A 13,944-nucleotide genomic window follows, 5' to 3' on the forward strand; every position below is an offset into this window, starting at 1 on the left:
AATTACATTAATTAAGGATAAAAAACTCCAATTAGTTGCATTTTTATGTATGCTTTGTGACTAAGTAACTTAGTTGTCTATCTAAATCAGCCGACATGGAACGTGCTATTTCTGCTTTGGGGATTTTCGTTTTTTTAGGGATATCTTACGCTTTATCTTTTAACCGCCAAGCTGTGCGATGGCGAACAATTGCATGGGGTTTGGGATTAGAATTTATTTTCGCGCTGTTAATTTTGAAAACACCTTGGGGTTTAAATATTTTTAAATATTTAGGAGATATTGTTAGTAATTTTTTAGCTTTTTCGGATGTGGGTGCTAAATTTGTCTTTGGTGAAAATTTTAAAGAGCATTTATTCGCCTTTCAGGTCTTGCCCACAATTATCTTTTTTTCTGCCTTCATCAGTGTTTTGTACTACTACGGAATTCTGCAACGAATTGTTAATGTACTGGCCTGGGTGATGGTAAAGACAATGAAAACTTCTGGTGCTGAATCTTTATCTTGTGCAGGTAACATTTTTTTAGGGCCAACAGAAGCAGCATTGATGGTAAAACCTTATGTTGCCACTATGACGCAATCAGAACTTCATGCTGTGATGACAGGTGGTTTTGCTACTATTGCTGGGGGAGTTTTAGGTGCGTATCTTTCTTTTGGTATTCCTCCCGAACATCTGATTGCGGCCTTTTTTATGACTGCACCGACATCGTTAGTTGTCTCCAAATTAATGTATCCAGAAACAGAAGTTTCGCAAACCGTAGGTAAAGTCACTTTAGATGTAGAGACTAATTATGTTAATGCTATTGATGCTGCTACTACAGGCGCAATAGATGGTGTGAAATTAGCAGTGAATGTGGGGGTGATGATTATTGCTTTTTTAGGGTTACTAGCTGCGTTTAATGCCTTATTAGGATGGCTCGGTTCCCTAGTCAATTTGCCTCAATTATCATTACAATTTATCTTATCTTTGATTATGGCTCCTGTGGCCTGGTTAATGGGTGTACCTGGGAATGATTGCCGCCAAGTAGGAGCATTATTAGGGACAAAAACTATTTTAAATGAGTTTATTGCTTTTTTAGATTTAAAACAATTAATCGCTAGTGGAGCAATTTCGCAACGAGCCATAATTATCTCTACTTACGCATTATGTAACTTTGCAAATATTGGCTCTATTGGTATCACAATTGGTGGTATGACTGGTATGGCCCCCAACCGTCAGCATGATTTAGCGCGTTTTGGTGTTAGAACCATGATTGGGGGATTATTGGCAGGTTTTATCACCGCCTGTATTGCCGGAATGTTGGTTTGAAATCTGGACAATTAGGGAACTTAAAATATATGGCTTTTGTTAATTTAGAAATATTGTCAAACAGAATTTAACTTGTAAATCTGTGCGGGTTCTACTTGTATAGCAATTCCTAGTTCCGTGAGGTACAAAAATAATGTTTTTAACGCAGAGAGACGCGAAGTCAAACGCAAAGTAACGCAGAGTTTTGCTCAATTTGACTAGTAATGTATCAAGTCAATCAAAAGATTAGGAAATGCTATATATTTATCATCGCCTACGATTTATTTTTCCTTTTTTCAAAGTAGGCTAGTTTCCAGTTTTGTGGTTGTTTTAAATCATTTAAATGCCCTTGCATGATAATCCACAGGGCGATGCGTGTATTTAAATAGCCTCTAATTTTGGCATTGTTCGGTTGTCCATCTATTTGTGGCGTTACAGTTTTCAAAGAGCCACAGTAAGTTTGATTGCCTGGAAGCGTTAGTGTGAAAAAACCGTCATTTTGATAACCTTGGGGAATGAGGAATTTTCCATAGACATGATGTTGTCCTCGCCAAGGCTTGATGATGATTTTGACGGGATGGGCGTAGTATTTTGCGTGAGTTGAGTTAGCACTATATTGCCATTTATCGCAAGTTGTCACCGGAAATAATTCTGATAACAAAGAAAATCCCACTATACCCACCATTGTGAGATTAAATAGTAGGTAAACAATTTTATCTTTTCGCACGTATGAGATATTTAAACTACTATTGGCGGTTATATTTTAGCCGATTGACTAATAGAACGATCGCACATGACTCAGGCTCGCTAATTGCCGATTTTAAATAATTAGCGAAAAAATTGCCAAATATGAAAATTTATGCGCTAGTGCGGTAGCGATCGCTATCGTGTTGCTAGAATCCAGCCAAGAAACCTAGCGGCAATCAACAATGGTCTCTACTACTGCACGCTTTTCAGATATTCAAAACCATTGGGCGCGCCCATTTATTGAAGCTTTAGCAGGGCGGCGCATTTTAAATGGCTATCCTAACGGAACTTTTCGCCCAGATAATTCAGTGACGCGTGCTGAGTTTGCGGCGATTATTGCGGCGGTGTTTAATGTACCTGTGAAACGCCAATATACTGCTTTTGTGGATGTTACAGCTAGCAACTGGGCAGCAAACGCCATTCAAAAAGCTTATGAAACAGGGTTTTTAGCTGGCTATCCTGATAAATTTTTTCGCCCTAATAATCGCATTGCCAGGGGCGATGTTTTAGTTTCTCTGGTGAATGGTTTAGAGATTGCAGCTAAGATTCCGCCGGACTTACTCAATCAACTACCACAAATCTATCAAGATGCGGCTAATATTCCTAGTTATGCCGGAAATCAATTGGCGGTGGCGACTAGTGCAGGTTTAGTTGCTAACTTCCCCAACATCAAGTTACTTAATTACCCGACAGCCGCGACTCGCGCTGATGTGGCGGTGATAGTTTATCAAGCTTTGGTTTATTTGGGCAATGTTCCCAAAATTACTTCTGTTTATTTGGTAGTACCACCCACAACTGCACCGACACCGACACCCATACCAACGCCTACACCAATTCCCACACCCATACCGACACCCAGTACTCCACCCAATACAGTCCAAGTCAGTCATATAAGGGAGTTTCGCGGGGCTTGGGTAGCTTCGGTTTGGAATAGTGATTGGCCTTCTAAAGCTGGACTGGCAACTGCCCAACAAAAATCAGAATTTTTAGAAATTGTCAACCAGTTGCAAGCGTTGAATTTTAACGCCTTAATTTTACAGGTACGTCCAGAAGGGGATGCTTTGTATGCTTCGGAGTTAGAACCTTGGAGTGCTTGGATTACCGGAACTCAAGGTAAAGCCCCAGAACCATTTTATGATCCGTTGGAGTTTGCGATCGCTGAATGTCACAAACGTAATCTAGAAGTTCATGCTTGGTTTAACCCTTACCGCGCCAAAACTAGCATCAAAGGTTCAGCCAATGTTCGCCCTCACATCGCCGTCACTCATCCAGAGGTAGTTTACCAATGGGGCAATCAACTCTGGATGGATCCAGGTGCAAAAATTGTCCAAGATAGAGCTTATAATGTCATCCTCGATGTGGTGCGTCGCTATGACATAGATGGTATTCACTTAGATGATTATTTCTATCCCTATCCTATTCAAGGTCAAACTTTTCCCGATAACAAAACCTACGCAGCTTATAAAGCCAATGGTGGTCAACTAAGTTTAGATGATTGGCGGCGAGAAAATGTCAATCAAATGGTACTGCGCCTTTCGGAAGGTATCAAGGCCACCAAACCCTATGTCAATTTTGGTATTAGTCCTTTTGGTATTTATCGCCCTGGACAACCAACTGGAATTACAGGTTTAGATGCTTACAGCACACTGTATGCAGATTCTAAGAAATGGTTAGAACAAGGCTGGATTGATTATATCGCCCCGCAACTATATTGGCGGATTGACCAAACCAAACAAAGTTATCCGGTATTGCTGAAATGGTGGACAGAAGTTAATCCTAAGCAGCGACACATTTACGCCGGTAATAACATTGGACAGCTAGACGGTAAGGCCTGGAAAGACGATGAAATTGATAAGCAAGTGAAAATTTCTCGCAACCTTGCCAGCAGCTTATCATTGGGAAATATTTTCTTTAGTATGAGTGCTATCAATCAAAATCGCCAAGGTATTGCTGACCAGTTTAAAAATTCTCTTTATGTTAAACCTGCTTTAGTTCCTACTATGCCGTGGCGGAATACGACTCCCCCATCCCCACCAAAAGCCTTGCAATTTAAGGATGGGAAACTGAATTGGCAACTAGGAGATAGTCAACCTGTGCGTTCTTGGACACTTTATCGACAGACTGGCAACTCTTGGACACTCCAACGTATTTTATCTGCGGGTACTACTTTTGCAACTGTCCAACCAGGAACTTATGCGGTGTGTGCTGTTGATAAGTTTGCGAATGAGAGTTTAGGTGTGACTATTACAGTTAGTTGATCAAGGGTGTGGGGTGTAGGTTAGAGGTTGTTTTCCCACACCCCATACTTACAAGCCCCTGCTTGTAAGTATGGGGTTCCCTACACCCTTTTCATCCACCTTTTACCCTCAACCATTTCTGATTTAAATGATTTTTACCCCGAGAATTTTTAACATTCTCATATCGTTATCAATATTCAGTGCCGTCAACTCTTGCCCCAACAAATAAAATTTACCTTTAATAGTGACACAACTATCAACATTATTCATCATAATTGTTGCATCTCGTTGATTATTTACACCTTTAAGCAGGAAAATTCCCGCCAAATTAAAACTACCGGAAGTAGTTAGTATCTGACTATTAACGCTAGCAATCAAATTCACAAAAGTATAACCAAAAAACTTCAGATTTCCGGCAATACTAGCTGAGTTATTTAGTTTACCATTCGTACCTTTGCCTAAAGTAACTGTAGCACCATTAAAAGCTAAAATCCCAAAGTTTAAATTGCTATAAGCTTGAAAACCATTTGCGTTGAGGCGAATACCTAATGCCGAAAATTGTTTGCCAAGTATAATCATATCTCCCACTCCAAAAAGCTGTTTATTTGGAGCATCAAGTTGAAAATCTGGGACATTTAGATTGAGTAAACTGCCTAAATTAATAGCTGAATTTTTAATGGCAATATTTTGACTGTTAAATGATAAAGTCCCACAACCTAAAGATTGATTAAACGCAGTAATACTTGCTGTACCTGTAGCACTTTTGGCTGGCAAATCAACTATGAGGCTAGGAACATTCAAACTCAAGAACCCTAATAAATTTAGCTGTACATCTTTGAGGTTAACACTAGTTTTATTCACATCAAATGTAATTCCTGCCAGAGTATTACCCAAAACAGAAATTTTTCCGTAACCACTACCATTACCAGATTCTCTATCAAGATTTAGGGCATCAATATCAATGCTAACGATATTTGCTAAGTTGATGTCAAAGTTTTTAAATGTCGCACTACTAGATGTAATTTTAAATTCAACATTGGCAATTTCGTTATCAAAAATCTCTACATATCCATCACCTTGTAAATACTGCTCAGTTGGTGTTACTTTTAATACTAAATCTAAAGTTTCATCATCTGCACCTTTAATTTTGATAAAGCCTAAATCAATTTCGCTAACTTTTAATAAACCACTAATATTTTTAAAATCTTTATCGCTGTGCAGAATTAAAATTGCTGCATGTCCCCAAGCATTAACTTTACCATTAATTTCTAAGCCTTCTGTAATCTGTTGCCCGGCAATTGTTGTTGGGAAGGGAACATACTTAATTAAAGAATTCAGTTCACCATCATCATCGCCATCAAGTGGTTCAATAGATAAATTCATCAATTTATCTAAAAATCCTATGGCTTTATTAATTAAATCAATAGAATAACCGACTTGTTTGCTAATAAAAGCGGTAACTGGCCCGCGCCACAATTGGATTAAGTTGACTGCTTGGCGAGGATTTAAAATTAATGCTAGTTTTTGCGGATCATTGGTATCCATGAGGAATGCTACCTCAAGGTCAGTTTGTTGCCATTTCAAATCACCAATGAAGCCAAAATTATCAAAATAAGGAGGTAAATAAGTTCCGCCTCCTTGAAACCTAACATTGCGAAGTTCAGTTCCTACTAAACCGTAGGGATTACACCATGATTTTTCACTTTTTTGACTAAAAAATGCTGTTAAAGATTCGGGTTCGAGAGAGAGATTACCAGATAATAAAAGTGGCGGTTCATTTTTTTGGCTGGGATCATAGCCTTGCAAAATTAAATTGCCTGTTAACCCCAAGTTGGGTTTAAAGTTTGAGCCAATATTTAACCCAACAAGTAAATTATTAAAAGTAGCCTTAAATTGTTTTTGACAAAATAGCTGAATATCACCTGCAATATTACCTAATAAGTTCACTTGTCCTACAGGATTAAAGCTAATAATGGCTGTGCAGCTAGAAATACCTAAACTCTTATGAATAAAACCGCCCAAGCTTGGATGAAAATCATTAAATTTGATATCGCCAATAAAATTAAATCCTTTGTTTAGGTTAATACAACCTAACTTGGGATGGGTGAAAGAATATCCTCTGTCAGTTAAGATTAAATCTGGACTCTTTAATTTTAAATCGCTAATAACAGGTAGTGTATTTGTTAAGTTGCTAAAATTAAAGCCTTTGGGCAATTTATATTGTAATGTTGTTTGTTTCCCAAAAAATAGTTCGACTTTTTTTTGATTGAGCAAGCCGATAATACTGAGTTCAACTTCTTTTTTGTTTTTAATCAGTCGATATTTTGGGGATTTTATAGTAATTTCCCGACTGCCAAATATTTCAGTAATAATTCTCTCAATCAAAGCATTCATGTATGGAACTGTACTATGAATGCCAAAGGTTTTGTCTAAGTTCAAGAACAAATCTTGACCTAAATCTAAATAAATATCTGAATTGGATGGAACTAACTTTTTATCTTCTAATATTCCCAGTTTTGCTTGCAGATTGTCCGGCAATTTAATTACAGCGGCTTCCATGATATTAGACATAAGTAAATTCCCACTAAACAGCAGGCTCAATATTAGTGAAAAATCAAGATGGCTGAATATATATTCTTGGCTTGCTAGACCAAGAGTGCAGCAAAGAATAGTAAATAGTATGACAATAGGCAATTTTAGTCCTTTTGATTTTAACAGCTAAATCTCGTTTTAGGACTATGCTGATATTTATTAATAAATTTAAAAATTTGCTAACAATTTTGGCCAGATTATATAGCATTGTCCGCCAAAATCAGGCTATGCTTTTTTAATTGTGGACTGTGCCATCGGGCATAATTGCACCTTGTAAATCGGCATCAGTGAGAACAGCACCCGTGAGGTCAGCACTTTGCAAGTTAGCTTTTCGTAAAACAGTGCCACTAAGATTGGCATAACTCAAATCTGCATTTTTTAAACTAGCACCACTAAGGTCTGTTGCGAGATTTCCCCATTGAATTGTGCGACTGAGATTAGCTCGACACAATCTCGCATTATCTAAGTTTGCATGATGCATAGAAGCGGCTCTGAGGTCGGCGTAACTTAAATCTGCTCCAGTTAATTTTGCATATCCTAAGTCTGTGCGTTGGTTGGAACTAGGGCGCAAATCTGCTTGAAATAATAAGCAAAGAGATAAATCAGCATGATTCAAATTAGCTCCGCATAAGCTAGCTTTGATTAAGTTAGCTTCTTCTAATCGGGTTTGAACTAATTTTGCCCCGGTCAAGTCTGCTTCTCGCAGAATGGCTGCATACAAGTCTGCTTCACTCAAGTCTGTTCCCCAAAGGATGGCTTCGCTTAAATCGGCTTTTCTTAAACAGGTGCGGCTAAAGTTGCTTTTACCTAACCTTGTTTGGCGTAAGTCTGCATAGCTTAAATCTGCGCCTGTGAGGTTGGCGTTGGTAAATTCTGCTTCTAAGAGATTAATTCGTTGAAAGTTGCGCTTTCCGGCTGCGTAATGTTTGATAATTTCATCTATATTCATCATTTACTCAACTTTTAATTAAAAACTGAAGATAGCATCAATAATAATTAACTAAATTACAGCTAATTTACTCTGATGTTTTCTGGTTGTAAGTGTTTGTAATTACTTATCGGGTGAATTCTGCCATCAGTTCTGCGACAGAGATGATCTGCTCGGTTTTACCAATGTTTGTCCCCGAAAAAATTAAACCATTTTCGATATCTCCACGCGCGGCTTGAGAAAGTGCTTGCAATAAGCAATAAGTTTTTCCTTTGTCTCGACATAAGCATACTTCTAAACAATTAGCAATACAACGCCGCTCTAAGGTGGATGCGTTAGCTGTGACTTTTTCGGTAAATAAATTACTCAAAGCACGACTGGGTTTTCCGACGGGGCTGGGTACGGTGACAATATCTGTGATGTTGGCTTGGAGATGACGCACTTTATAACGGATATCAGCATCACATTCTTGGGTGGTAATGAAGCGAGTGCCAATCTGCACACCATTTGCGCCAATTTGCATCATCTTCTCTATATCGTGGCGATCGCAAATTCCTCCTGAGACTATCAAAGGTATCATCACACCGATATGCGTGGTTAAATATTCGCGTAGTTGCGAAATTACGGTTGCAACTGAAAATCCTGGCGTGTTTGCCTGTTCGCATTGGCTAAAATGACCGCCTATCATTTGGCAATTTTCGACAATCAAAGCATCAGGCAAGCGATGATATCGACTTTGCCAAGTTTGACAAAGATACTTTGCATCATCTACGTTGGCGACGGTGGGCATCAATGCCACATCTGGATAATCTGCAATGTAAGTAGGTAAGCTTAGGGGTAATCCGGCGGCGGTGATGATTAAATTTGCGCCTTCGGCGGCGGCGGTTTGCGCTAGTACAGAATAATCTTTGGTCGCAACTAAAATATTCACCCCAATGATCCCATCAGGACTGATGTAGCGGGCTTTGGCTAATTCATCTATTAAAGCGAGTTTATTGGCTGTAAAAAAGCTTTGACGTTTACGCCTGTCAAAATACGGAGAATCTAACCCTATCCCCAAAGTGGCAATTACTCCCACTCCCCCAGCATTGGCTACAGCCCCAGCTAGATTTGCTCCCGATACACGGACAGCCATTGCACCTTGCACAATGGGATAGCGCGCGATATGTTTGCCAATCCGTAAGGGATGGAGTGGAGAAGCGATCACAGAATTACTCATTCATTAACTAAATAGCTGTGGAGTAATTTTATCATCACTGTGTGACTTCTTAGATACAAGGGTTGAGGGTGTGGTACTAAGAAAAGCTGAAAGCTTGTGTAGGCACGGTGTAGGGGAAAATTAAGAAAACCAAATATCGAGTACAAACATAAATATTGTCCTTCTTCACTCACCCCACATCCAAAAGCTTTATAGGTAATGGATTTAGCGTTATCTTTAGTGCCATTCGGTTTAAGGGTGGGGGCAAGAGGCAAGAAGTTTTTAATACTACTTGACGAATTTATAACTAATTAGTTATAAAAAATAGCAGTCACTAAGCGAATCTATGCAAGCATGAAAAAATTCTTTGGTTTAAATCTATAAGATTTAAATACCTGTTTAAATCTAACAACGCCAGCTGGATTCGGGTGACGTATGCCTTAACCCTGTTATTTAGTTTGCACCCCCTGTTGGGGGTGTTTTTCAATGTTTATTTAAAAAATCGCTTTATTAGTGCGTAGAGATTTCAAACTTTCAGCCTGTTGTAAGATACGTTCACTGATGCGATCGCAGACTAACTCACAAAGCTCAAATATCATTGGGTCTGCAATCTCATAATAAGCACTAGTACCTTTAGGCTGACGCGTTAAAATTCCGGCTTGAGTTAATACTTTTAGATGTTTAGACAGATTTGCTTGACCTAAGCCAGTCGCCTCTGCAATTTCCATCACATTCATCGGCCCTAGCTTGAGACAAGTCACAATTTGTAAGCGACTTACTTCTGATAGCACCTTGAAATAGTCAGCAACAGCCGCAAGAATTGTGGGATCGGCGTTAGATGGCTTGATGTTTGGCATAGGAAAATTTAATCGCCAGCATTAACAATCGTTTTATAACTAATTGGTATTATAACTAAATGTCAATTAATTGTAAAAATATAATCGTAGTCGATTATACCTATAAAATGGTGATTTTGGATATCAAGTTTCAAAATATAGGGATAAGAAAGTTTTATAAATTCTGCCTTTAAATATCTTGATTATCCATTATTTAAGTTACTTTTTGAATGACAAATCCTTGATGTAGGAATCCTGTTTGATTTTTAAATCTAGTTTTGTGGGTAGGGAGTAGGGAATAGTTATTTTTACTTTATCAGAACTTACGCAAAATTAGGAAAAACGTAGACGCGCAAGCTGCTTCCCGCAAGGTACTGCAAAGGGCGCAAAGGAAAAGAAGTTATAAGAGTTTGAGAGAGTTTTTGCGTCAGTCCTATTTATTAATTAATTAAATGCAGATAACACAAAGAGGACAATTATAGAGATTAATTTTGTTTGAGATTTTAAATATTATTATTAAGCAACATATAGGTTAATAAAGTCAAAATTACATGAGTTAAATATCACTTTGAAATTAAAAATGAGGAATCTAAATGTGATAAGAGTACGTTAGTTTGAATCTTTAGAAAATATATGGGTCAAGGTAAACGAATTGGCATTCTGACTAGTGGAGGAGATTGCTCTGGTTTGAATGCAGTAATTAGGGCTGTGGTTCATTGTGCTTGTAGAAAAGGCTGGGAAGTCTTTGGAATTCGTCAAGCAACTCTGGGATTAATGGCGCGTCCACCGCAATGTACAAAACTCGAAATCGAGCAAGTTGATCCACTGTTAACTTCTGGTGGGACAATGTTAGGCACTACAAATAAGGGTGATCCTTTTGCTTTTCCGATGAGTGATGGGAGTGTGTGCGATCGCTCCCAAGAAATTATTGCCGGCTATCATCAACTAGGTTTAGATGCTTTGATTGGAATTGGTGGCGATGGGAGTTTAGCAATTTTGCGTCGCCTCGCCCAACAAGGGGGAATTAATTTAGTTGGTATTCCCAAAACAATTGATAATGATATTGGCATTACAGAACACGCAATTGGCTTTGATACAGCCGTAAATATTGCCACAGAAGCCCTCGATAGGTTGCATTTTACAGCTGCTTCTCATAGCCGGGTGATGATTTTAGAAGTGATGGGGCGTGATGCGGGACACATTGCGATCGCGGCGGGAATTGCTGGGGGCGCAGATGTAATTTTAATTCCGGAAATTCCCTACAATCTCGACCACATTTGCTACAAGATTAAACAACGCCAAGAAGAAGGGAAAAACTATTGTTTAATTATTGTTTCTGAGGCTGTTAAAACGCAAGATGGTGCGGCTATGACGATGACAAATCGTTTAGGGCAATCGCGCTATGGCGGTATCGGTGAATACTTAGCAGACCAAATTAGCGATCGCATTGGTGCAGAAACAAGAGTCACAGTCTTAGGTCATATTCAACGCGGTGGTACGGCTTCACCCCTAGATAGACTCGTAGCCTCAGCCTTTGGTGTAGCCGCCGTTAATTTAATTGCCGCAGGTAAATATGACTACATGGTGACATGGCAAAATCGCCAAGTTTTTGCCGTACCCATTGCCGAAGCGATCGCTCAATATCGCGCAGTTAACCCAGAAGATACTTTAGTGAAAACTGCTCGCGGCTTGGGTATTTATTTAGGGGAATAGGGAATCAAGAGTTACTAATTAATTGTCAATCCTATCAGCATCTTATTACTACACAAAAGTAGCACTATCACTCTATCTCTGCATCTTGATTCTCTAAGTTAACCTCAAAAGTCTTACCTTCAATCGTCACGCGATCGCCTTTGACTAATTTTCGTCCGCGGCGCGTTTCCACTAAATTATTTACTTGCACATCCCCGCCTTGAATCATCAGTTTGGCTTGTCCACCAGTTGGTGCTATACCCATTAACTTTAAAAACTGACCTAATTTAATCGTATTATCCCTGGGTTTCATAGCCAATAAAAGCACTGCTACTCAATTATAGGTTGAAGAAGTAGCGAGTATTGTGCTGGGAAAATTTTCTGCTGAGTGCTTATGTATGTCAAGAAGAGGGGTGTGGGGTGTAGGGGAATGACAAAGGTTTTAGGACTTGCCGTGACATGATTCAACACATCTGTGCAGAAAAATAAAACTCTTCCCCCCCGCCCCCTTATGGCCTTGATGATAAGTCTGGAACAGGACACGATATTCCTAACTCTGCCTAAGTTAAAGATAAAATTACATTCCGGATAGGAAGGGGATAAATGAGTTTATGTATAAAAAGAGAACTCTTAACTATTATGATTAACCATATTACAGCTTTAGAATCTTGTTGGTATAATTCTCCTCCTTGGGGCGAAGTTATGCCTGCATTAGCAGCGCAAATACAAGAAAAAGTCTTTTTAGCTAATTCTGATTTGTCCGGCTATTGCTACGGTGTGCATTGGGAAAATCAGGAATGGATTTATGCCATTGTTTGTCTTGGTGAAACACTTTACTTACCCCAGTCCGAATTCTATCCCACCAAAATATTTAATAATATTGTTGTTGCGCCTCCAGCTTTTGAATTAGGTGATGTAGTGGAGGTAGATTTTAGCGAACAGCCAATGCAGCGCATTATTCAAGGCATTTTTCACCTGAAAAACAGTTGGCTGTATGCTGTTGAATGGCACTCACCGATTTTAGAAGAAAAACCATCACAACAAAGTAGAATTATTTGGCTGGCTGATGTTGATTTAGTCAGAGCGATGAATGAAAAAGGAACTAGAAGCTAAGTTATCCCCATTTCTGCATGATTCCCCAGATTGAAACTATATTTTTACGTCAGATGGCCTCTGGCGATCGCCTATTTTTGCAAGTCTACAAATTTATTGGCGCAAATCCAGGTAAAAAGGTTTACATTCAATCTAATCTACACGGGGCAGAAATCGCTGGGAATGCTGTAATTCACCAACTAATTCAATTCTTATTGACTATAAATGATACAGATTTAGTTGGTGAAGTTTGGCTGGTTCCTGTCTGTAATCCGATGGGGACAAATGAACGCGCTCAACATTTTTCTCCTGGAAGACACTGTACTTACGAAGCAAAAGACTGGAACCGGATTTTTTGGGATTATGAGAAAGAAGCTGATGATTTAGTAGAATTTACTAAATCCCAACTTCATCTTCATCAAGAGGTCGTCCGACAAAATTATCTAACTATAATTAAAAATCAGTTTGCCAAAATTACAGAAAAAATTAATTCTCCTAGTAGTGTTCCTTATACGGAAAGGTTTCGCTATCAACTACAAAGTCTCAGTTTAGATGCGGATTATTTAATTGATTTGCATACCTCTACCAATCAAGGTTTAGATTATTTATATTATTTCCGCGATCGCCAAGATAGTGCATCTGAGTTTTTGCTTGATTATGCAATTTTATTAGATAAATATGATGGTGATGCTTTTGATGAAGCGTTTATCAAACCGTGGTTAGCATTAGAAGCGTGCTTTGAAAGTTTAGGTAGAAAAATTAGATTTGATGTGGAAGCTTGGACACTAGAATTAGGCACGGGAATGCAAATGAATCCCCATTCTGTTGCTCAAGGTGTTGCAGGTGTAAAAAACTATTTAGCTCATAAAGGTATATTAACAATTGCTAACTTTTCCCAGCACAATTCACCGAACCACATCAAGGCTTTTTTCACAAGTAGCAACAGAAAGAAATATTATGCGATCGCTGGCGGGATGATTCAAGCTAGAGTGGAATTAGGTACTATGGTGAAAGTGGGAGATAGGTTATATCAAATTCTCAGTTTTAACAAACAGAGCCAGTTACCAACGGTAATTGATGTCTATGCAGAACACAGTGGATTAATTTTTGATATTTCCACTAATCAGGCGGTAAATCAAGGCGAGTTTGTGCTAGGAATTATTTATTAAATGTTATTGACAGCTAGTTTATAGTTTTGTTTTTGAAGATTTCATCTTAAGATATTTAAAGCTAAATAATTTTAGTATTAGATTAAACTAAAACAATCAGAAACTATTTTGTTGTGTATCTAAACGCAAAACAAACTTATCCCATCTATAAAAATTGTGAAGTGGAGTAA

At 38.6% G+C, this 13,944-nt stretch carries 11 protein-coding genes; 5 read left to right on the top strand and 6 right to left on the bottom strand.

Annotation, left to right across the window (positions count from 1 at the left end):
• Positions 1-95: 95 nt before the first annotated feature.
• On the top strand, positions 96-1,304 hold the full coding sequence (locus H6G69_RS22720) for a NupC/NupG family nucleoside CNT transporter (RefSeq protein WP_190691392.1): 1,209 nt from the start codon (positions 96-98) through the stop codon (positions 1,302-1,304).
• Between the two features lie 253 nt (positions 1,305-1,557).
• Here H6G69_RS22720 and H6G69_RS22725 read toward each other — a convergent pair whose 3' ends face one another.
• Complete coding sequence (locus H6G69_RS22725) at positions 1,558-2,010, bottom strand: hypothetical protein (RefSeq protein ID WP_190691393.1); 453 nt, start codon at positions 2,008-2,010, stop codon at positions 1,558-1,560.
• A 202-nt stretch (positions 2,011-2,212) separates the two neighbouring features.
• Between H6G69_RS22725 and H6G69_RS22730 the strand changes: the two genes are divergently transcribed.
• Positions 2,213-4,288 (top strand): family 10 glycosylhydrolase, encoded by a 2,076-nt coding sequence (locus tag H6G69_RS22730; RefSeq protein ID WP_190691394.1) that lies wholly within the window; start codon positions 2,213-2,215, stop codon positions 4,286-4,288.
• 123 nt (positions 4,289-4,411) lie between these two features.
• Here H6G69_RS22730 and H6G69_RS22735 read toward each other — a convergent pair whose 3' ends face one another.
• From H6G69_RS22735 to H6G69_RS22750, 4 genes are all read right to left on the bottom strand, one after another.
• A complete protein-coding gene (locus tag H6G69_RS22735) occupies positions 4,412-6,838 on the bottom strand; it encodes a hypothetical protein (protein WP_190691395.1) in 2,427 nt (808 codons plus the stop codon).
• A gap of 256 nt (positions 6,839-7,094) precedes the next feature.
• Positions 7,095-7,808 (bottom strand): heterocyst differentiation pentapeptide repeat protein HetL, encoded by a 714-nt coding sequence (gene hetL, locus H6G69_RS22740; RefSeq protein WP_190691438.1) that lies wholly within the window; start codon positions 7,806-7,808, stop codon positions 7,095-7,097.
• A gap of 106 nt (positions 7,809-7,914) precedes the next feature.
• Positions 7,915-9,006, bottom strand: coding sequence for a nitronate monooxygenase family protein (locus H6G69_RS22745; protein WP_190691396.1), 1,092 nt, complete (start codon positions 9,004-9,006; stop codon positions 7,915-7,917).
• A gap of 473 nt (positions 9,007-9,479) precedes the next feature.
• Entirely contained in the window at positions 9,480-9,842 is a 363-nt protein-coding gene (locus tag H6G69_RS22750) for a helix-turn-helix transcriptional regulator (RefSeq protein WP_190691397.1), read from the bottom strand.
• A 612-nt stretch (positions 9,843-10,454) separates the two neighbouring features.
• Between H6G69_RS22750 and H6G69_RS22755 the strand changes: the two genes are divergently transcribed.
• Positions 10,455-11,534 (top strand): ATP-dependent 6-phosphofructokinase, encoded by a 1,080-nt coding sequence (locus tag H6G69_RS22755; protein ID WP_190691398.1) that lies wholly within the window; start codon positions 10,455-10,457, stop codon positions 11,532-11,534.
• 67 nt (positions 11,535-11,601) lie between these two features.
• Here H6G69_RS22755 and H6G69_RS22760 read toward each other — a convergent pair whose 3' ends face one another.
• A complete protein-coding gene (locus tag H6G69_RS22760; protein WP_190691399.1) occupies positions 11,602-11,826 on the bottom strand; it encodes an RNA-binding S4 domain-containing protein in 225 nt (74 codons plus the stop codon).
• 326 nt (positions 11,827-12,152) lie between these two features.
• Between H6G69_RS22760 and H6G69_RS22765 the strand changes: the two genes are divergently transcribed.
• Together H6G69_RS22765 and H6G69_RS22770 are read left to right on the top strand one after the other, a co-directional pair.
• Positions 12,153-12,626: a DUF1392 family protein gene (locus tag H6G69_RS22765; protein WP_190691400.1), complete on the top strand. Its 474-nt coding sequence runs from the start codon at positions 12,153-12,155 to the stop codon at positions 12,624-12,626.
• Positions 12,627-12,643: 17 nt separating this feature from the next.
• Positions 12,644-13,774 (top strand): succinylglutamate desuccinylase/aspartoacylase family protein, encoded by a 1,131-nt coding sequence (locus tag H6G69_RS22770; RefSeq protein WP_190691401.1) that lies wholly within the window; start codon positions 12,644-12,646, stop codon positions 13,772-13,774.
• Positions 13,775-13,944: the final 170 nt, after the last annotated feature.

This window comes from Nostoc sp. FACHB-110, from assembly GCF_014697425.1.
In the GTDB taxonomy this organism is placed as follows: Bacteria; Cyanobacteriota; Cyanobacteriia; order Cyanobacteriales; family Nostocaceae; genus Nostoc_B.